This window comes from Metabacillus malikii (assembly GCF_030813355.1).
GTDB lineage: Bacteria > Bacillota > Bacilli > Bacillales > Bacillaceae > Metabacillus > Metabacillus malikii.
Genome location: NZ_JAUSUD010000019.1, coordinates 45,551 through 67,236 on the forward strand (window position 1 = coordinate 45,551; position 21,686 = coordinate 67,236).

Below are 21,686 nucleotides of genomic sequence, written 5' to 3' on the forward strand. Positions count from 1 at the left end.
CACTTCGACATCCAGCGCCTAGCCACAAATAAATCGAAGACAATGAATGTCTTCGATTTATTTGTGGCTCATTAGCACTAGGCTGTTCAAGACGCCCTGAGCTTTTGTTCTATTTAGTACTGTGCGATTACTAGTCCTCTTTTACATAGGCTTGTTGTAAATTCAAACCGGTCAGACCGCATGATGCCGCGTTCAAAATGATGCTGGATGGAACAAATGCTATCTTCATTATCAAATTGGTAAAATGAAACCCCTCTTTTACTTGCTTGATTACCCATAAAGAGTAATTGGTTGTACGAATATACACAATCAAATGGTGAAAATGATAGTGAATTAAGCTGCTTTAATACTTTCACAAAAGTCTCGTCAGGCAATTCCTTTAGCATTTCATCAAGTGCAAGAGGAAGCGATTTTTTTACCCGAACAGAATCTCCACAATTCAACGAAAAAACGCCAACTTCAGTTTTAACCTTGCCAAAACCAAGCCATCTTCCGGTTTTCCATCCTTTTGGACTCATTATTTCAAGACGATAATCTTCAAGTTCTTCTACTAAGAAAAGCTCATCATTCATATCATCATATATAACATATTGATCACCTGTTATATCAATATTGCCAATAAAATATGATCGTTTTTGTTTTGATAGTACATCTGAGCGCTTATGTGGATACATTGTGTTACCTCCATTTATGTAGATTCATTTGCTGTAAGTATTTCTCTGATTTTGTACTGTAAAGCATCTTAAGTATTGAGGGAGATATCGATACCTGTTTCATTGATACAGGTATTAATGGAACTTTTCTTGGTGTGCCTAATTGTCTGTGCCTACTTAGGAAAGTAAAGTGTATAAATAAACACTCGTATCTTCGTTTTAGACAAATCCATCAAATTTTATGCAAAAATTTATGTTAGGACAAATCAACAGGTACAAAATCTGGGCATACAATAAAATCCGGCTAAGTATTCGGACGTGGTTTATGTTTTAGGTGTTCTTCGATTCATTATTAAGGGAGATGATGCATGGATGTGTGGAATTACAGGATGGGTTAACTTTAAAGGCAATATACGGAGCGAAGAGGCTGTTATTAAAGGTATGACTGAAACGTTAGCGAAGCGGGGGCCGGATGATACAAACACTTGGGGTGAAAACCATGTTTTATTTGGCCATAAACGATTAGTCGTTGTTGACCCTGAACGTGGTAAGCAACCAATGATTCGTATAAAGAATAGTCATCAATATACAATTTGCTACAACGGTGAACTTTATAATACAGAAGATATACGTAAGGAGCTCCTTACAAGGGGTTATTCGTTTGAAGGGCATTCAGACACTGAAGTATTGTTACAATCCTACATCGAATGGGGAGCAGAATGTGTTCATCGTTTAAATGGTATTTTCGCATTTGCAGTATGGGATTCAACAAATGAAACATTATTTATTGCAAGAGATCGTCTGGGAGTAAAGCCTTTATTTTTTCACGAAGAAAATGGTTCCCTATTGTTCGCTTCCGAAATAAAGGCAATTTTGGCACACCCATCTATTTCTGCCGTTCTTGACTATTCTGGGCTATCAGAAATTCTCGGTGTAGGTCCTTCAAGAACACCGGGTGTAGGAGTTTTTAAAGGAATCGATGAATTAAGGCCAGCACATGCGATGATTTATACAAAGAATGGCTTAAAAATTTGGAGATATTGGAATGTTGAAAGTAAACGACATGAAGATTCGCTAGAAGATACTGCAGAAAAAGTAAGGTTTTTAGTAACTGATGCAGTTAAAAGACAGTTGGTGTCAGATGTGCCATTATGTACATTTTTATCAGGTGGATTGGATTCCAGTGCAATAACTGCGATTGCTGCCAAGCAATATGAGGTAGAGGGTAAAGGAAGTTTACACACATATTCGATTGATTATGAAGAAAATGATAAATATTTTAAAGAAAATGAGTTCCAGCCAAATTCTGATGGGCCATGGATTAGCAAAGTTAGTGAAGAATTTAACACAACTCATCACCAATGTATTATTACTCAGCAAGACTTAGTCGACCATCTAATTGAAGCAACTTCAGCAAGAGACTTGCCAGGTATGGCCGATGTTGATTCTTCTCTTTTGTGGTTCTGTCGTGAGATAAAAAAAGATTTTGTTGTAGGGTTGTCAGGTGAATGTGCTGATGAAATTTTTGGTGGGTATCCATGGTTCCACCGCCCAGAAGATTTAGCAAGTAAAGCATTTCCATGGATGCGCTCAACGAGTGAGAGAGTAAAGCTGTTAAAGCCTGAATGGCAAAAGCGCTTAAACCTAGAGGAATATGTGCAAGCACGTTATGAGGAAACGGTGAATGAGACCCCTTTACTTGACGGGGAATCATCGACAGAAGCTAAGCGGAGACAGCTCTTCTACTTAAATTTACATTGGTTCATGGCAAATCTTTTGGACCGAAAAGACCGGATGAGTATGGGGGCCAGCTTAGAGGTACGTGTTCCATTTGCAGACCACCGTCTTGTTGAATATGTTTGGAATATACCGTGGGAAATGAAAATGCACGGTGGACGTGAAAAGGGAATCTTACGTAAAGCACTAGAAGGGATTCTCCCTGACGATGTTCTATATCGTAAAAAGAGCCCATATCCGAAAACTCATCATCCTGAATATACACGATTAGTGAAAACGTGGTTGGCAGCGATTTTAGAAAATAAAGATTCAATTTTACATGAGTTATTTTCAAAGGAACGACTCACAGAGTTGATCGAAACGGAAGGAAATGCATTTAAAGTACCATGGTTTGGGCAATTAATGTCAGGTCCACAGCTATTGGCACATTTAGCACAAATACACGTATGGGTTGAGGGTAACAATATAAATATTAAAGAAGGCTAATTGGACATTATAAGAAAAATTCTTACTGAATACGAAATGACAATTCGTAAAAGGAAATGTCATTTTGTATTTAGTTTTTATTGTAACTAGGAATTTAAAATAATTTTTAAAACTAGTAATTTATAAGTGCAGTATACACCGAACAATGAAAAACTTGTACCATAATGAGCATGATAGTGAAAGTGAAGTATTTCTAAAGAACTATCCTTTCATTAGAGGAAATGAAAAGGAATGTTTGTAGACAACTAAAAATTTATGCTTAAGAGCATTTGTTTTCGTGTTGTTACATGACATATGCGAGTGGAAAGATAAATAGAAAATTATCTTAATAGAATAAAAGTGGTTAAGAAGGAAATACGTCGAAAAATGATTGAAAAGCACTATCAGTACATAATTGACTTGTCACAATATTCAATATAGTATGAGTTACATGGTAAACGTTTTCACGCCATTTATTATGCAACATTGTGCAAACGTTTTCCTTATAAAAGGTTTTGCGGGAGGTGCAAGCAATGATTATTAATATAAGGAGGTTGATAACAGAAGGAATATTTTGTGCAATCGATTGTATGAAAATCATAAAAGGAGTGGAATAATGACTAGACATTATATGAAAAGTAGCTTAAAAGCTGTTTTATTCTTGATACTTACTTTTTTATTAGTAGTATCACCGTTGCTTAACGAAACTATTGTTCTAGCAAACAGTAACACTGAAACTAAGACAAACTTAGCAGATTCAACACTAATTACCGCCACATCTTCAGAGCTTACAGAAACTTCTACAGATAGCACATTTACTTGGGATAATGCAACAGTGTACTTTGTATTAACAGACAGATTTTTAGATGGAGATTCTAGCAATAACCATGCCTATGGTAGAGAATTGGACCGCAATGGGAATCCTTATCCAAATTATAAAAATAAAGTAGCATCGTATCATGGCGGTGATTTAAAAGGGTTAACTCAAAAACTAAATGAAGGTTATTTTACTTCTTTGGGAGTTAATGCTATTTGGATAACGCAGCCATTTGAGCAAATCAATGGGTGGATTGGTGGAGAAGGGTTCCGACACTATCCATTTCACGGTTACTACGCACAGGACTTTACAGAACTAGATAAAAGCTTAGGAACAAAAGATGATTTACAAACGTTTATAGATACTGCACATGAACAAGGGATTCGTATCGTATTTGATGTTGTCATGAACCATGCAGGCTATGAATCGATGAAGGATATGCAAGACCATGGCTTTGGACAGTTAAATAATGGTTGGGAAAATTATTACTACAGTCAAAATGAAACAGAAGCACATTATGACACTTACGGAAATTATATTAATACGAATTCACACGATAGATGGCAGAATTGGTGGGGTTCTGATTGGATTCGTAAATCAGGATTACCAGGATATGATGCATGTGGTAATGATGACAGAACAATGTGTTTAGCTGGGTTGCCAGATTTTAAAACAGAATCAACTAAGCATGTTGCTGTCCCGCAATTTTTGAAGAATAAATGGGGTGCAGAGAAAACACAACAAGAGCAAGCTGAATTACAGCAGTTTTTTAATGAATCTGGAAAATCACCAACAGTTCGAAATCATTTAATTAAATGGCTAACTGATTGGGTAAGAGATTATGGAGTTGATGGCTTCCGAATTGATACAGCAAAACATGTTGAAATTGATGCGTGGAAAGAATTGAAAATCGAAGCGAATAAAGCATTACATGAATGGAAAGCAAACAATCCTGACAAGAAATTAGATGATGAAAATTTTTGGATGACTGGAGAAGTATGGGGCCATGGAGTAGGAAAAAGTGAATACTTTAGTAACGGTTTTGATTCGGTCATTAATTTTGATTTCCAAAAGCAGTTGCAGTCGAATTTAAGTAATTTAGAATCACTTTACTCTGATTATGCAAACAAAATCAATAGTGATCCTAATTTTAATGTACTTAGTTATTTATCATCACATGATACAACATTGTATGACCGAAACAATATGATTAATGGTGGTACAGGGTTATTGTTAGCACCTGGTGCTGTACAAATCTTCTATGGTGATGAAGTTGCACGCGCATGGATGGATGCTCCATGGTCTGATATGAGACTTCGTTCATCAATGGATTGGAACAATGTCAATCAAACTGTATTAGCCCATTGGCAAAAGGTTGGTCAATTTAGAAATAATCATCTTTCTATAGGTGCAGGTCAGCATAAACAGCTCCAAGCATCTCCTTATGCATTTAGTAGAACGTATAACAAAGATGGTGTGGAGGATAAGGTTGTTGTAGCAGTTGGTGCGAATGGCAAGACTACAATAAATGTTTCATCTGTATTTGCTGATGGGACTCTAGTAAGAGACTTTTATACTGGAGAAACTGCAACTGTAAGCGGTGGAAGCGTAACGTTTACTGCACATCAAAATGGTGTCATTCTCATCGAACTAGCAGAACTAGAAAAACCAGTCGCATCTGTTTCGGCATCTCCTGAAGGTAGTAACTTTAGAACAGAAACGGTTGATGTAACGTTAAAATTAGCTAATGCAGAAGAAGGAAAATATACGTTAGATGGTAGTGACCCAAAGGTAAATGGGATTACATTTGTAAATGGTGATGTTGTGACAATCGGTGAATCTCTAGCGATTGGTGAATCGGTAACATTAAAGCTATTTGCAGAAAATGAACATGGGACAGCAACGAAAAGCTATACGTATACAAAGGTCGATCCGAATTCAGGTTTAACGATTCATTATAAAAAACCTGATGGATGGAATGCGCCACAAATCTATTACTATAATACGAGTCCAGCTGTTGAGGAGCCAACATGGGCAACTGCTCCAGCGATGGAGTCAGAAGGGAATGGCTGGTACTCCTATACGATAGATGGTGCTGATAGCTCTCGAATTATTTTCAAAGATAGTAGTGGTAAACAAAGCCCAGCACAAGGTGAGGCAGGTTTCCTTAGAAGCTCTGAAGGATGGTACATGGATGGAAAGTGGTACGATGAAAATCCGGAAAAAGAGGACACAGAAGCACCGTCGATACCAACAGGGTTGAAGGTTACTGCTACAACTGATTCAACGGTATCATTAGCATGGAATGCTTCAACGGATAATCAGTCTGGTGTTGCTCATTATGAAGTATTAAAAGGTGAAGAAAAAATCGGTACAGCAACATCAACGAATTATCAAGTAAATAATTTAACAGCAAATACATCCTATGAATTTGCTGTAGTAGCAGTTGATAAAAATGGAAACAAGTCGAAAGCGACAGAAAGTGTACAGGCTAAAACGAAGGAAAAAGGTGTAGGAAATACCGCAACAATTTATTATAAAAAAGGGTTTGCAACACCGAACTTCCATTACGCGCCAAATGGTGCTGATTGGACGAAGGCTCCAGGTGTAGGAATGGAGGATTCAGCACAATATCCTGGCTATGCGAAAATCACGATTGATTTAGGCGCGGCAACTAGTTTACAGGGTGTATTTAATAATGGTGCAGGTGTATGGGATAACAATGGAGGTAAAAATTATCAATTCCAAGCAGGTGTTTCAACCTTTGCAAACGGAAAGGTAACACAAGGTGAACCTAAGCCTGACAAAGTAACGTTCAATGTCACAGTGCCAACGCAAACGTTAACTACAGATAAGATTTATATGACTAGTACGTTAAATGGGTGGAAGCCGGATGATTCAGATTACGAATTGAAAAAAAATGCAAATGGTTCTTACTCTATTTCGCTTCAAGTTCCAGCAAATACACAAATAGAGTACAAATTTACTTTAGGCTCATGGGCTACTGTTGAAAAGGACCAGTGGGGGAATGACATCTCAAACCGTACCTTCAAAACAAATGGAGGAGAAGAGGTTGTCGATGTCACAGTTCAAAAATGGAATGGAAGGTAGTATGAAGCATTAAATAGCTGATTTTATAAAAAGTGTGGGTCTGCCCGTTTAACAACTAGATTAATAGGTTGTGGTGTAATCTATTATCAATAATCGTTTATAGGGCAGGCCCTTTTATTTTAAGTATGAATAGTTAAATTTTAAATTTTCTAAATGAACCTTTTAAGTCAGCAGCCATAGATGACAATTCGACTGATGATGCAAAGAGTTCCTGCATTGTTGCATTTTGTTGCTCTGTCGTTGCTGCAATTTGGTCTATCCTTTTTGCTGTGTTACTATTTGTGTCAATAATCTCGTTTGAAGTTTCTTCTAATATTTTTATTTTTTGATCGGCAACCTTTACAGAATCTAAAAGCAGACTACTTCCACTCGTCACTTCTAGGATAGATGTATAAATTTCTTTAAAAAGGACTCCAACATTTTCGACTAATTCATTTCCTTTTCTAACAGCATGATTACTATCATTCATCATGGCATTTGCTTCAGTCGTTTCTTTTTGAGTAAATTCAATAATTTGTTTGATTTCACCTGCAGCAGTGTTTGTTTGTTCAGCTAATTTTCTAACTTCATTTGCGACGACAGCAAACCCTTTTCCATGTTCACCTGCTCGAGCAGCTTCTATTGCAGCATTTAATGCTAATAGATTCGTTTGCTCAGAAACATCCTTAATTAAAGTTAAAATTGATTCAATTTCATTTGCTTTTAAATTTAACGTGTTGATGACATTTGAAAGAAGCTCGACCTTCTCTGTGATACTTCCCATTTGTTTAATAACACTTTGGACTGTATCTTTACCTAGCTCAGCCTTTTTATTTGTTTCTGTCGTCAGTTCAACACTATTAAGGATCCGGCTGGACATCGCTTTAAATTCATATGCAATATTTTCTACGGCCGTTTTTGTATTCATCGAGCGACTAACTTGCTTCTCTGTTCCTGAGGCAATTTCAAATACATTATTTGTCATGTTTGATATTGCACTGGAGCTGTCTTCAGAATTTGCCTTTAATATTTGTGACAGTTGATTTACTTGATTAGATGCATTCATAATCTGTTTAATAGATAGTTGCAATTCATCGGCAAGATTATTCATTGCCACAGAAATTTCACCGATTTCATCCTTGCCTTTATAATTCATTCTCTTTGCGTTTAAATTCCCACTTGAAAGCTGCTTACAAAGCAAAACAACTTCTCTTAGTGATTTACTCATTTTACGATTGAAGACATTCAGCAAGATGAAGGAAATGAGGAAGACAATTAAAATAATGATAATCATGACTGTAATGTTACTATTCATCGTTTGGTGTGTTTCTTTTATAAAAGATTCTCTTTCAGTGTCAATTACTTCTTTTAATTGCGAAAGGTTATTCAAATTATTATCTCTAATCAAGGCTGCATCGTTAAAAAACTTAATTTGATCATATATTTCGATGACATGCCCTTTACTTTTGATGTCATCCACTTTTGGTTGAATTGTGTTCTTAAAAAGCTCGTCTAATTTTTCATTAATCATAATAGCTGCTTGAAAATACGTTTTCGCATCCTCAGACGTCATATGATTCTCAATTTTATTTACGGAGTTTAGAAACGTTTCTGATTCCTGTTCATATGAACGAAGTGAGTCTTTATTTGGGTTTGTTATGTAATCGGTAATTATAATATATTTCTGTCTGAAGGAGGATGCAAGTTGTGTAACTGCTATCGAATCATCGCCTTTTTGTGAAATCGTTTGCATCGAATTGAAAAGTTTTTTCATATCAGAAATCGAATAAGTGAAAACGCAACCAAAAAGTATCATAGAAATAATGAAAATGAGAGAGAACTTTCTACCAATCGTCATTTTTGTTAATGTATTTCGCATTATATGGTATTTTTTTATCATAACTCTACCTCCTGTGTAGTCCTTTAGAACTAATAGTAACATAATATTTCGACAATTAATATGAAAAAAGTAGTTTTTGTAAACGATAACTTTTTTAATAATGCATATTTAGTGAAAATTAATAATGTCTACATGAACAGGCAAAGAAAAAGGTTACCTCTTGATGAGATAACCTTTCTTACAGCTAAGAAGCTACTGCTTTTTGGACAATACGTTTTGATTCCCAAGCACGTGATCTCCATCGGTAAAGCATAATGATACCACGGACCCACTCATCTGCAATAAAGGCTAACCAAACACCTACCAGACCAAGCTCGAAATGGATTCCTAACGTATAGGCGACTGGAACTGCGATTCCCCACATAGCAAGAATTCCAACATATGTTGGGAAGCGAATATCTCCAGCAGCTCTTAGCGAACCGATGAGTACCATATTAAAGGATCTCCCCGGCTCAAGGATAATTGTTAACAGGACAAGGACAGCACCGACCTCTAATATTCGTTCATTTGAAGTGAAAATACCTAACAATGTTTCTGAGAAAATACTAAACAGAACGGCCATTAATATCGAAATCGCTATCCCATAATAGAGACTTTTCATAGCACGCTTATAGGCTGAATCGAATTCCTTTGCACCGATTAAATATCCAATTAAGATTTGTGTTCCTTGACTAATGGCGATGCTGAATAACATCATAAACATCATTAAATTTTGTGTATAGACCCTCGTTGTAAGTGCTTCTGTACCAATCATCGTAATAAAAAAGGTAATCGCCATTTGCGATGTGTTGTAGGATAATTGTTCACCAGCTGTCGGTATTCCGATACCTAGTAAGTTTTTCAAGTGGTGAACCGGCATTTTAAACAAGTCTTTTAGATTAATTGTAAAATATAATCGTTTCTTTAAGATATAGAAAATGATAACTAAAGCAATCGCACGCGATATAACTGTGGAAATCGCTGCACCTTGAACACCGAGTGATGGTAAACCAAATGCACCGAAGATTAATACATAGTTACCGATGATGTTCAATAAATTCATCCCAATTGTTAAAAACATCGTATCTTTTGTGTATCCATAGCTTTTTAAGATTGCACTAACGGTCATAATTAATGCTTGAATAAATGAAAAGCCACCTACAATCTTTAAATAAGCGGATGCTTCAGGTAATAATTCTACAGGTAAATTCATTAAGAGAAGGATATCTTCACTAGCGATTACAATCGCAACACTTAAAATAAGACTAATAATAAGATTAGCCGAAATAGATACAGTTGACACTGCTTTTGCATCTTTTACATTATTTGCACCTAAATATTGCGTAATGAGAATGGTCGTTCCTGTCGCAATAAAACCAAACATGACGATTAGTAAAAATAATATTTGATTTGATACACCTACAGCAGCGACAGAGTTATCCGAATACTGACTTAGCATCAATGTATCCGCATTACCCATTAGCATATGAAGAAATTGTTCGATAAAGATAGGCCACGTAAGTGCAAATAATGTCAATTTCCGATTTTTGCTTTCTAATGACATTTTTCATCAACACCTTTTGTAATACGTTATTAAGTCTTACTAAGTTTACAGACGTTCGTGTATAATAGAAAGAGAGGATACCGATAAAGTTTGGAGAAATCCGACTATAAGTATTTTTAGAAATTAATACCATTAGATGTAAGCGCTTATTTATATAGGCTAGTAGTTAATAAGTCTTTCTCGGCATAAAAGATACATGTATTTATTAGAATGATAGGGTAAAAGGGTGAATAATTTTGACATATATAGAAATGCTCGTGCCCCCGTTTCCGACGTTAATAAAAGGGGGCTATGCTGTATTTGAAAAAGGAACAAAACATTTTAAAAGGACATTTACTGTATTTGATTTGATTTATGTGAAACACGGTGAATTGTTCATAACCGAGGATGAAACTCCTTATACAGTAGGTGAAGGTCAATATATTATTTTAGTACCTGGATTTGAACATTTTGGTCATAAAGGCTGCTGTGTCAAAACAGAATACTATTGGCTGCATTTTTCTATGCCTAATTCATACGAGCTAGTAGAGGAAGGTATCGATAATTGGTCAGATATCTTGTTAGCAGAAGGTGATTTAACAACACCATCTAGTTACCGATTTTGTTTACCATGTTTTGGAGAAATTGAAAATAACAATTATGTTGAAAATATTTTTGAAAATTTAATGAGTATCAGCCACCAAACCCCAGATTATCAATTACGACAACAGTTATATTTTCAAGAATTTCTTTTGCATTTGCAAAAAGAGGCATGTAAAATTCCATCTGCTGCCGAGAAAGTAGTCGAGGAAGCAGTTAAATTTATTCAGGATCATTATACAGAGGAAATAAAAATGGAGGACTTATCTCAGGCGATCCACTTCCACCCTGATTATATAACACGCTGTATGCAAAAAATCATAGGTATGACACCTAATAATTATTTGAATCAATATCGGCTGAATGAAGCAAAACGAATGTTAGCAATGACCGATGAAAAGGTAGCAAATATATCTCAAGAGGTTGGAATTATGGATCCGACGTATTTTTCAAAGCTATTTAAGAGATTGGAAGGGTTAAGTCCCCAAGAATACCGTCGAATTATATTAAGGAAGAAATAGTCGATGCAAACGTGTAAGTTGTTCTCCTTTTGGTATAGATTCACTTGAAATTAAATAAATACGAGTGTATAAAGCAGTGGATTTCAAAATGAAATTGCACTGCTTTTCATATTTTTAACGAGTAAAAAATTCTTTAGATGTGTCAAATGACAGATAGCTTTTATATATTACATATTTGCAGTTCAATGCACAATATTTTTGAGACTATGAAAATTAAATCGTTGTTTTCTCCAATTAGCGAAAACCTTGGACATATTTGGATCGTCTAATATATGGAAAGGGGCAGATTTTGTTGGAAGAAAGTATTATTGCGGAATTAATAGTAGCAGACAGAGAACAATTACTAGATAAATTAATGGATAAATATGGGGAGTCATTATTACACCTTACCTATTCCTATGTCAAGGATAGAACCGTTGCAGAAGACTTAACTCAGGAGATATTTGTGAAATGCTACCAGAGGCTAGGACAATATGAAAGTAGGTCTACCTTAAAATCATGGCTATGGCGAATTGCTATAAACCATTGTAAAGACTATCTAAGAAGTTGGCACCACAAACATATATTTGTCGCTGAAGACCAAGTTAAGAAAACATCAAGTATTGAAAAAGATGTGGAAAATGAAGTTATACAGAGATATGAAGATAAGCAATTAGTGGAAGCGGTGATGAGTTTACCAGATAGATATAGAGAAGTCATTTATTTTTACTACTTTGAGGAATTATCGATAAAGGAAATATCATCCCTGACAAGCGTAAACCAGAATACGATTAAAACTAGGCTAAAGCGAGCAAAAGAAATTTTAAAAGAGTGCCTGGAGGTATGAAAATGGATGATCGTTTAAAAAAATTAAAAGGTTCGATGCGAAGAACGGTTTTGCAAGATTTAAATTTTACTGAAGGACTTAAACATAATATTAAAAATAAAATAAATCAAATACATGAAACTTCGGAAGAGGATATCATTTTAGCCGTATTTCAATTACTAAAACAAGAAAGGACAGGCTTTGAACTAAGTAAATTAATCCGTGCCAGAGGAATCAAGACGTTTGAAAATGAGGAAGGTTTCTTATATATGACATTGCATAAATTTGAACAGAAGGGTTATGTAAATTCATACTGGAAAGACAAAGATGTAAAATACTACCAGGCTAGTACTAAAGGATTAAGATTACTACATACCCTTGATAACAAACGTGAAGGTAAAGCTTACTCTTTGAAAGAGATATTGGATAGGTGATTGCTATGAGTAACCAAAAAGAACATTTTTTAGCGGAAGTGCTGCAATACATAAAATCAAAAGAGGCTAAAGAAGCTGTTTATAAAGAGTTAAATTATCATTTGAAAATGTCAAAATTGGAGCTAGTGTCTAAAGGCACACCTGAGAACGAAGCAGAGGAAAGATCCATAAAGCAAATGGGTAGCCCAACAGAGCTCGGAACACACTTTAATAGGTTGTATCGTCCAAAATTTGATTGGAAACTATTTGGGTTATTTTTCATCATTATTTTAATGGGGATTCTACCTACGTTAAATGGACAGGAACCATATTTTGACGATTCTTATTTAAAACAGACAATATATATTGTACTCGGGATTGTCGTTGCAATATCAGTTATGCTGCTTGATTATAGAAAATTGAAGAGATTTGGCTGGCTTTATCTTGTTGCAGCGATAAGTATCTTACTAGCACTTCATTTCATTACAGATATGCCTATAAAGGGAGCAGCATTTATTGAGATTAATGGAGTTCCATATTTAAATATATTAGGATTTAATTTTAGTGGAAGTTCACTCTTCCCGCTGTTTTTATTATTTTGGGCTTCCTACCTTTCAAAGGAAAAACCGAAAATAATTGTAATAATATGTGTTTATTTAATTTCGGTGTTGTTATTTTTTGCATTACCAAACTTTTCTGAGGCGCTGATTTATTCTGCTTTAGTTTTCTCTTTATTTTGTTCTCAACAAACTACTAAGAAGGTCTCCTATAAAAGAATTGGCGCTTCTTTAGGTCTCATTGCTACCGTTGTATGTATTTTTTGGTTTACTGTTGAAGATTATCAAAGGATTAGATTACTTGGATACTTAAATCCAGATGATTACCCGGAAAATGAAGGGTATATGTACGTTTTATTAAAAAAAATCATCTCAGAGGGCGGCTGGTTTGGAAATAATGAGAATACTATTGGGGCTTTAACACATGATATGGCATTTGCTAATATCACTTATTATTACGGTTGGGTTTTATCTGGGTTCCTATTCACTTTACTAGTATTACTTCTTTACAGACTAATAGTTATATCAACACAAATAAAAGACCGTTTTGGGAAACAACTAATTCTTGGAGTGTGTGCCTTACTTGCTGCCCAATTTGTCTACAATATCGGAATGACCTTTGGCATTTTTCCTATCATATCGATGTCACTACCCTTTATTAGCTATGGACTTATATCAACGGTCTTTAATTCCTTTCTAATTGGAATCGTATTAAGTGTGTATCGTAGGAAAGACTTAGTTATCAATATATAAGGTCTTTTAAGAGCCTTTTTACATAACCTTGGATTGAACATCTTTACAATGGAACACGTCTTTCTATATGTTTTGGCTCTTTTCTAAAGGATTGTGGTTTTTTCGCACTAACTTTATTAAGGTTGGTTGGAGCGAAAGTACGAGACTCCTGCGGGATGAGTGGGAGAGCTGAGACCCCGCAGGCGCTAGCGCTGAGGAATACGAAAAGCGTAGGCGGCTTGCCCATCGACGTACAAACTGGAGGGGCATCGACTGAGATAAAGGAATCACGATGAGCCGATGGCGAATCGAAGATGACTTATCGTAGGGAGGTGACCTGAAGTTTGCTTGTTCGTGCCGCCGGAGCTAGACAGGCTCAGCACCCACCCCGCGGAAAGCGAGTACTGCAGCGGAGACCAACCCCAAACGGCAACTTAGTAAAAAGGAACAAATTTAACGAAAACAGCATATGTTTTTATTGTTTCCGTGTACAGAGGCTGACTTTTTTCAATTAAGTCAGCCTCAATCTGTTAAAAGATTATGCATCGAAAAGTAAAAAAGCAAAATCGTAAGGTCCAAGTTGGACAGAGACATTTGATGCATGTGCGGCAAAGTCGTTACCAGTCCAGAGATTTACTACTTTCTTGTCCTTTAGATTAAGTGGAATCGGAATATCTTGTTTTGTTGAATTATTATTGATAATAATGAGAATTTGCTGCTGTTCATTTTTCTTCATAAATGAGAAATGGTTTGAATCATCATTCGCCTCGAGAACAGTTAGCTCGCCTTCATTTCCAAGTAACGGATAGGTTTTACGAAGGTAAATAAGCTTCTTCATAAACGTTAATAGGTCTCTGTCCTGACGTTCTTCCTCCCAAATCATACATTTTCTGCAGCCGGGGTCCTGTTCACCGGTCATTCCAATTTCATCACCATAATAAATACAAGGAGAACCTGGCGTGCTTAAGAGAAAGGCATAGAGTAGCTTTACTTTTTCTTTATTATGGTTAGCGATGTTCATAACCCTTGGAGTGTCATGACTTCCTAGTAAATTAAAAAGAACGTGATTTACATGTTGCGGATACATGTGTAAATGTTTTTGGAAAGTTTCACTAAATTGTCCAGCCGTGATTTCGTTTTTAGCGAAAAAACGAAGTGCGTTGTCTGTATATGGGTAATTCATGACAGAATCAAATTGATCCCCTTTAAGCCATGGCATTGAGTCATGCCAAATTTCACCGAGTATATATAAATCTTGTTTGACTTTCTTCATTTCTGTTCGGAACTCACGCCAAAATTGATGGTCGACTTCGTTAGCAACATCGAGCCTCCAGCCGTCAATATCAAATTCGTTAACCCAGTAGCGTCCAACGTTTAATAAATATTCTTTCACTTCACGGTTTTCTGTATTTAGCTTTGGCATACTTGGTTCAAATGCAAATGTATCATAATTAGGTGTACCAGCTGTTTGCAACGGAAAGTCATGAATGTGAAACCAATTTTTATAAATGGAATCTTCGCCATTTTTTAAAACATTCTGGAATGGTGCGAAATAGTAACCACAATGATTAAACACAGCATCAAGCATAATCTTTATACCGCGTTTATGGCATTCTTCGACTAATTGCTTGAACATTTCCTTCGTCCCGAATTGAGGGTCAATTTCCATATAATCAATTGTGTCATATTTATGATTTGAATGCGCTTTAAAGATCGGTGTGAAATAAATACCGGATATGCCTAAATCGACTAAGTAGTCAATGTTCTTCAATATCCCTTTAAAATCACCGCCAAAGAAATTAGTAGGAGTTGGTTCAGAACCTTCCCAGGAAACGGTGTTTTTCGGATTTAATGAAGCGTCCCCATTGGCAAATCTTTCAGGGAAAATTTGATACCATACGGTTTTCTCGACCCATTTTGGGGAGCGGTATACATCAATGTTGTTTAGATAAGGAAAGCAAAAATAGTAAGATGTATCGTCTAAAGGAGGTTGGTCATAGAAGCCTTTCTCGGTAAAAACAGAGCTTGTTGTTTCATTAGTTAGAATAAACCCGTAACGTAAACGTTTATATGGTGGAGTAATTGCAATAAACCAATAATCAAATAATTGGTCTGAATAGGCAATATTCATTTTACTTTTCGTTGTTTGCCATCCATTCTTATTCCAATCATATGGGTCCCCATATAGGATCTCAACAGTTTCTATATCTTGTTTTTTCGTTCGAAGCTGAATATGTAGTGTTTTTTCATTATAAGCGTATGCATACTGATCTTGTGGTCTGTGATAAATTGCCTCAAATAACATGGAATCGCACTCCTTAATAAAAAATAATTTGCAATCGGTTGCGCATAAATACTAGTATATTAAGCTTATATCGATCCTATGCTAATTAAATTATCGTGTCAATAGTACAAAAATTAAAAAAAATACTTGAAATTATGTAAAGGTATACTATAGAATGGTAAATAAGGAGAAGGTGCAATCGCTTTCACGAAAGTTGATTAGAGATAAATAGAATAATAGTTCTTTAGAAATCAATTTTCTGGAAGTGACTTTCTTTAAAAATCAATGCAAACGATTGCATTACTTATTGGGAGGGTCAAGGATATGAAGAAGATTTTAACATTATTAATGATGGCAGTACTTTTTCTAGGTGTACTAGCAGCATGTGGGCCAGATTCATCGAAGGAGTCAGGTAGTAGCTCTGGTTCTAAATCAGATGATAAAGGCAAAACAACAGAAGGTGAAATGCCTGAAAAACCAGAAAAGCTTGTTGTTTGGGAAGATACTGATAGAGGTGTTGCGTTAGAGCCGGCTATCGAGTCATTTGAAAAGGAATACGGAATTGAAGTTGAATATAAGGAACTTGGGATGTCTGATGAAATTCGTGACCAGCTTCGTCTAGATGGACCAGCTGGAACAGGACCTGATGTTGTCACATTACCACATGACCAAATTGGCCAAGTTGTAACAGAAGGGTTAATTGCAGAACTAAATGTAGAACAAGAGGTACTTGATACTTATACAGAAACATCTGTGTCAGCACAACAATTTGAAGGTAAGTTATACGGACTTCCGAAAGCTATGGAAACACCAATTTTTCTTTATAATAAAGCACATATGAGTGAAGCTCCAAAAACAATGGAAGAAGTTTATACATTTGCAAAGGATTTCACGAAAGATAGTAATTTTGGTTTCTTATTCTTAGGAGACAACTATTATTTCTCACACGGTTTAATTGGTGGATATGGCGGTTATGTATTTAAGGAAGCTAACGGAGCGTTAGATCCAAAAGATGTTGGCTTAAATAATGAAGGTGCTGTTCAAGGTGCTGAGGAAATTCAAAAATGGTATACAGAAGGTTTATTCCCTAAAGGTATTATCGGTGAAAATGGTGGATCAACAATGGATGGCCTCTTCAACGAAGGAAAAGTAGCTGCAGTCATGAATGGACCATGGGCAGTTCAAGGAATGAAGGATGCTGGTATTGATGTCGGTGCAGCTGCACTACCTACTTTATCAAATGGTGAACATGTAAAAACGTTTATTGGAGTTAAAGGCTGGCATGTATCGGCATTTTCAAAAAATACTGAATGGGCTACTAAACTTGTAGAACATATTACAAATGCGGAAAATGCTAAACTACGTTTTGAATTAACAAATGAGGTTCCACCAGTAAAAGAACTTATTGAGGACCCAATTATTAAAGATAATGAAGTAGCAACAGCAGTTGCTGAGCAATCTCAATATGCTGTGCCAACACCAAACACTCCAGAAATGGCAGAGGTTTGGGAGCCAATGGCCGATAGCTTGCAAACGATTGTAACAGGTAAAGCTGAACCAAAAGCTGCTCTTGATAGTGCTGTTAAGACGATTAATCAAAATATTGAAACAAACCATAAAAAATAAACTAAGGTCAGTGTAAATAAAGGATATTCATATTTGAAGAGGAGTGATACTAGAATCCTCCTCTTCATCCTTTTATCTAGTTTACATGAAGTGAAGTAGGTAGATAGGTAGATAAATTAGCTGAGACAGTCATTTACCTATTGTTGTTGATGAAAGGAGAGTTATTAAAATGGTGGAAGATACATTGGCTAGCTCTAACCATCGAAAAAAAGCGATGTTATTATCGATTATTCCTGGTTTAGGACAGTTTTATAACAAACAAAGAGTTAAGGGTGCTGCATTTCTTATCTTAGCAGCTTCTTTTTTATACGTGTTTTGGGATTTAATCGATATTGGAATTTGGGGTCTTTTAACACTAGGGACTGAAACTCCAAGAGACCATTCTATTTTTCTATTAGTTTATGGAATTATTGCATTAATTATTTTAGTCTTTGGGATAGGTTTCTATATTTTTAATTTACGTGATGCATATCGAAACGGGAAGAAACGTGATTTACAACAACCGATAAGTACGATAAGAGAGCAATATAAAAACTTAATTGATAATGGTTTCCCGTATTTGATGATGACGCCGGGATTTATCTTACTAACATTCGTCGTTATTTTACCAATCATCTTTGTCTTTTTATTAGCCTTTACGAATTATGATTTATACCATTCACCACCAGCTAAGCTTGTTGATTGGGTATGGTTCCAAAACTTCGCAGATATTGTAAGTATCGATATTTGGCGGAAAACATTCTTCTCTGTATTAGCTTGGACAATTGTTTGGACATTTGGTGCAACAACACTTCAAGTTGCATTAGGAATATTTCTTGCTGTTTTAGTTAACCAAAAAGATTTAAAAGGAAAGGCAATCATTCGAACAGTATTTATTTTACCTTGGGCGGTTCCTGCATTCGTATCAATCTTAGTATTTGCAGGGATGTTTAACGAATCGTTTGGAACGATTAACAATGATATTTTAGCGTTTTTTGGCATTGGTGATATCCCATGGATGACCGAACCAATGTATACGAGATTGGCGCTTATATTAATTCAAGGCTGGCTTGGCTTTCCATTCATTTTTGCAATGACTACAGGTGTGTTGCAATCGATCCCAGATGAGTTATATGAGGCAGCAACTGTAGACGGGGCTACTGCTATTCAAAAATTCTCAAAGATTACTTTGCCACTTGTTCTTTTTGCAACAGCTCCAATTATGATTACACAATACACATTTAACTTTAATAACTTTAATGTCATTTTCTTATTTAATGGTGGTGGACCGGCAATACCAGAGCAGAATGCCGGAGGAACAGATATTTTAATTTCATGGATTTACAGTTTAACAATGACATCTGCACAATATTCTAAAGCAGCGGCAATTACGATGTTGCTTTCAGTACTTGTCATTGGAGTTGCTATTTGGCAATTCAGAAGAACAAAATCATTCCAAGAAGAGGATATGATGTAATATGAATATAAAAACAAGTAAATACATTCGTCTAACATTAACATATATTGTTGTTGCTTTTATGTTTATGATTATCCTATATCCGATACTCTGGATAATAGGTTCATCATTTAATCCTGGTGATAGTTTGTCAGGCTCTTCAATTATTCCGGAAAATGCAACTTTAGCACATTATAAAGAGTTATTTGATCTAGAGAAGAGTGATTATCTTTATTGGTATTGGAATTCGTTAAAAGTTAGTGTGTTAACGATGTTAATTACTGTTATATTAGTTAGTTTAACAGCCTATTCATTTTCAAGATACCGCTTTGTAGGGAGAAAAAATGGGTTAATGACGTTTTTAATATTACAAATGGTTCCTAACTTTGCGGCACTTATTGCAATATTTGTCTTGGCATTGCTAACAGGATTGCTTGATAGTCATCTCGGATTAATACTCGTCTATGTTGGCGGACAAATTCCAATGAATACGTATTTAATGAAGGGATATTTAGACACAATTCCGAAAGAGCTTGATGAGTCTGCACGAATGGATGGAGCAGGACATTTGCGGGTATTTTTCCAAATCGTTATGCCGTTAGCAAAACCAATCGTTGCAGTTGTTGCTCTATTCGCATTCATTGCACCTTTCGCTGATTTCATCATTGCAAACATCTTATTACGTTCAGAGAAAAATTACACATTAGCTGTAGGGCTTTATAAATTAATTTCAGACCAATTTGGTGCAAAATTTACTGAATTTGCTGCTGGTTCAGTATTAATTGCCATTCCAATTGCAATTTTATTCCTATGTTTCCAAAAGTATTTCGTTTCTGGATTGACGGCAGGTGGCACAAAAGGATAATCTTAAAGGCGTAGAATAAAATAATTCATGTTTTTTAGGTGAAAACATGACTCGCGAATAGGAGGAGCGGTGATGTATAAACAGCTAACCTTGTTTTTACTAATCCCGTTTCTTCTTTTTTACGCCTTCCCAATAAGTGCTGTTGAAAAAGAAGAAAAGGCTTGGCAAGATGAAACGGTTTATTATATTGAGGTTGATCGCTTTAACAATGGAAATCCCCACAATGATGGAGCTGATTTTGACCCATCGGACCCTCTTAAATATCACGGTGGTGACCTGCAAGGGATTATTAAAAAACTTGATTACATAAGTGAAATGGGCTTTTCAACTATTGTTCTATCGTCTATTTATCAAGCAACAGATGTTGCCGGAGAGCAAATAACTGACTTTAAGAAAGTTGACGAGCATTATGGAACGATCGATGATGTGAAGATGCTTGTAGAGGAAGCTCATAAAAGGAAAATAAACGTTTTGCTTAAATTTGTAGCCAATCATGTCGGAGAACAACATCCTTTCGTCAGTGACAGCTCAAAGCAAACTTGGTTTCATGAAGAGTTGGTGATGGCAAACACGAAAGATGAGGAGAACCTACAGAAAGGCTGGCATAATCAACTACCTGATTTGGCAACAGAGATACCTGAAACGAGAGACTATTTAGTTGATGTAGCAAAGTGGTGGACTAAAGAAGGAAATATTGATGGATTTTATTTCGAATACATAGACATGGTTGATAAAGGTTTCTGGAAACAATTTATTGGAGAGCTTAATCGTGAATATAGCCACCTATATTATATCGGTAGTTTGTTAAACAATTCTAAGGAAGAAATAAATAGTTACCTCAGCTTAGGATTTACTTCCATACTCAATGAGAGCTTTTATATGGCAGCAACTGAAGTTTTTCCAAATGCTAATCAATCATTGAGCAATATATTAGGGACTGTAGATGAATTGGATCAAGCGAGTACTTATGTTGACAGAGCCGATACAAGTCGCTTTACATCGAAGGCGGCAGAGAATAATCAACATCCTGGTATTAGGCTGAAGATGGCATTATCTTATATGTATACGACTCCAGGAACACCATTTATCTATTATGGCACTGAAATCGCTTTAAACGGTGGGGCTCCTCCAGATAATAAACAGTTAATGAATTACCAATCAGATGAAGAGTTAATTGATTATATAGGAAAACTTGCCAAAGTTCGAAAAAGTTTACCTTCATTAAGAAATGGAGAGTTTACAATACTTTACGAAGAAGCTGGAATGACTATTTATAAGCGTACGTATAAAGATGAAACGGTTATTGTTGCGTTGAATAATACAACTAGTACTCAAAGTATTAAAATACCAGCAAAAGACATTGCCCAAAATAAGGAATTGCGTGGATTAATAATTGGGGATATTTTTCAAGAGGAGAATGGTGCATATGAATTCATTCTCGACCGTGAAACAGCTGAAGTTTATGAACTAAGTGAAAAAAGCGGATTAAACATCCCATTTATTGCAGTGTTTATTATCGTTCCGTTAGGGTTTATTGCATTTTTAGTTATTGCATATCGAAAAGGGAAGAAGACGGATACAAAAAATTAAACAAGTTATGCAAAAAAAATGTCAGACCTCTTTCAATTATTTGAGGAGGTCTGACATTTTTTTATTGACTTTGT

Annotated in this window: 14 protein-coding genes; 10 read left to right on the forward strand and 4 right to left on the reverse strand. The window is 35.7% G+C overall.

Annotated elements, in window-relative coordinates:
• Positions 1-113: 113 nt before the first annotated feature.
• Entirely contained in the window at positions 114-674 is a 561-nt protein-coding gene (locus J2S19_RS16610; RefSeq protein WP_307344261.1) for a DUF2777 family protein, read from the reverse strand.
• 351 nt (positions 675-1,025) lie between these two features.
• On the opposite strand from J2S19_RS16610, the gene asnB reads away from it, so the two are divergent.
• Together asnB and J2S19_RS16620 are read left to right on the forward strand one after the other, a co-directional pair.
• Positions 1,026-2,876, forward strand: coding sequence for an asparagine synthase (glutamine-hydrolyzing) (asnB, locus tag J2S19_RS16615; RefSeq protein ID WP_307344262.1), 1,851 nt, complete (start codon positions 1,026-1,028; stop codon positions 2,874-2,876).
• A 595-nt stretch (positions 2,877-3,471) separates the two neighbouring features.
• Complete coding sequence (locus J2S19_RS16620) at positions 3,472-6,783, forward strand: alpha-amylase family glycosyl hydrolase (protein WP_307344263.1); 3,312 nt, start codon at positions 3,472-3,474, stop codon at positions 6,781-6,783.
• Between the two features lie 133 nt (positions 6,784-6,916).
• Here J2S19_RS16620 and J2S19_RS16625 read toward each other — a convergent pair whose 3' ends face one another.
• Positions 6,917-8,662 (reverse strand): methyl-accepting chemotaxis protein, encoded by a 1,746-nt coding sequence (locus J2S19_RS16625; protein ID WP_307344264.1) that lies wholly within the window; start codon positions 8,660-8,662, stop codon positions 6,917-6,919.
• 184 nt (positions 8,663-8,846) lie between these two features.
• Positions 8,847-10,205 (reverse strand): MATE family efflux transporter, encoded by a 1,359-nt coding sequence (locus J2S19_RS16630; protein WP_307344265.1) that lies wholly within the window; start codon positions 10,203-10,205, stop codon positions 8,847-8,849.
• Positions 10,206-10,441: 236 nt separating this feature from the next.
• On the opposite strand from J2S19_RS16630, the gene J2S19_RS16635 reads away from it, so the two are divergent.
• The 4 genes from J2S19_RS16635 to J2S19_RS16650 all read left to right on the forward strand — a co-directional run bounded on the left by J2S19_RS16635 (position 10,442) and on the right by J2S19_RS16650 (position 13,833).
• Positions 10,442-11,305, forward strand: a complete 864-nt coding sequence (locus J2S19_RS16635; protein ID WP_307344266.1) for a helix-turn-helix transcriptional regulator — start codon at positions 10,442-10,444, stop codon at positions 11,303-11,305.
• Between the two features lie 355 nt (positions 11,306-11,660).
• A complete protein-coding gene (locus J2S19_RS16640) occupies positions 11,661-12,131 on the forward strand; it encodes a sigma-70 family RNA polymerase sigma factor (protein ID WP_307344304.1) in 471 nt (156 codons plus the stop codon).
• 2 nt (positions 12,132-12,133) lie between these two features.
• Positions 12,134-12,544, forward strand: coding sequence for a PadR family transcriptional regulator (locus J2S19_RS16645; RefSeq protein WP_307344267.1), 411 nt, complete (start codon positions 12,134-12,136; stop codon positions 12,542-12,544).
• 5 nt (positions 12,545-12,549) lie between these two features.
• On the forward strand, positions 12,550-13,833 hold the full coding sequence (locus J2S19_RS16650; RefSeq protein ID WP_307344268.1) for an FtsW/RodA/SpoVE family cell cycle protein: 1,284 nt from the start codon (positions 12,550-12,552) through the stop codon (positions 13,831-13,833).
• 517 nt (positions 13,834-14,350) lie between these two features.
• Here the strand turns inward: J2S19_RS16650 and J2S19_RS16655 are convergent.
• On the reverse strand, positions 14,351-16,117 hold the full coding sequence (locus J2S19_RS16655; RefSeq protein ID WP_307344269.1) for an alpha-glycosidase: 1,767 nt from the start codon (positions 16,115-16,117) through the stop codon (positions 14,351-14,353).
• Positions 16,118-16,420: 303 nt separating this feature from the next.
• Between J2S19_RS16655 and J2S19_RS16660 the strand changes: the two genes are divergently transcribed.
• The 4 genes from J2S19_RS16660 (at position 16,421) to J2S19_RS16675 (ending at position 21,612) form a co-directional block, all read left to right on the forward strand.
• The gene (locus tag J2S19_RS16660) at positions 16,421-17,722 is read left to right on the forward strand and encodes an extracellular solute-binding protein (RefSeq protein ID WP_307344270.1); all 1,302 of its coding nucleotides are present in this window, start codon (positions 16,421-16,423) and stop codon (positions 17,720-17,722) included.
• Between the two features lie 169 nt (positions 17,723-17,891).
• Complete coding sequence (locus tag J2S19_RS16665) at positions 17,892-19,178, forward strand: sugar ABC transporter permease (protein ID WP_307344271.1); 1,287 nt, start codon at positions 17,892-17,894, stop codon at positions 19,176-19,178.
• Position 19,179: 1 nt separating this feature from the next.
• Positions 19,180-20,022 (forward strand): sugar ABC transporter permease, encoded by an 843-nt coding sequence (locus tag J2S19_RS16670; RefSeq protein ID WP_307344272.1) that lies wholly within the window; start codon positions 19,180-19,182, stop codon positions 20,020-20,022.
• A gap of 72 nt (positions 20,023-20,094) precedes the next feature.
• Entirely contained in the window at positions 20,095-21,612 is a 1,518-nt protein-coding gene (locus J2S19_RS16675) for an alpha-amylase family glycosyl hydrolase (protein ID WP_307344273.1), read from the forward strand.
• Positions 21,613-21,686: the final 74 nt, after the last annotated feature.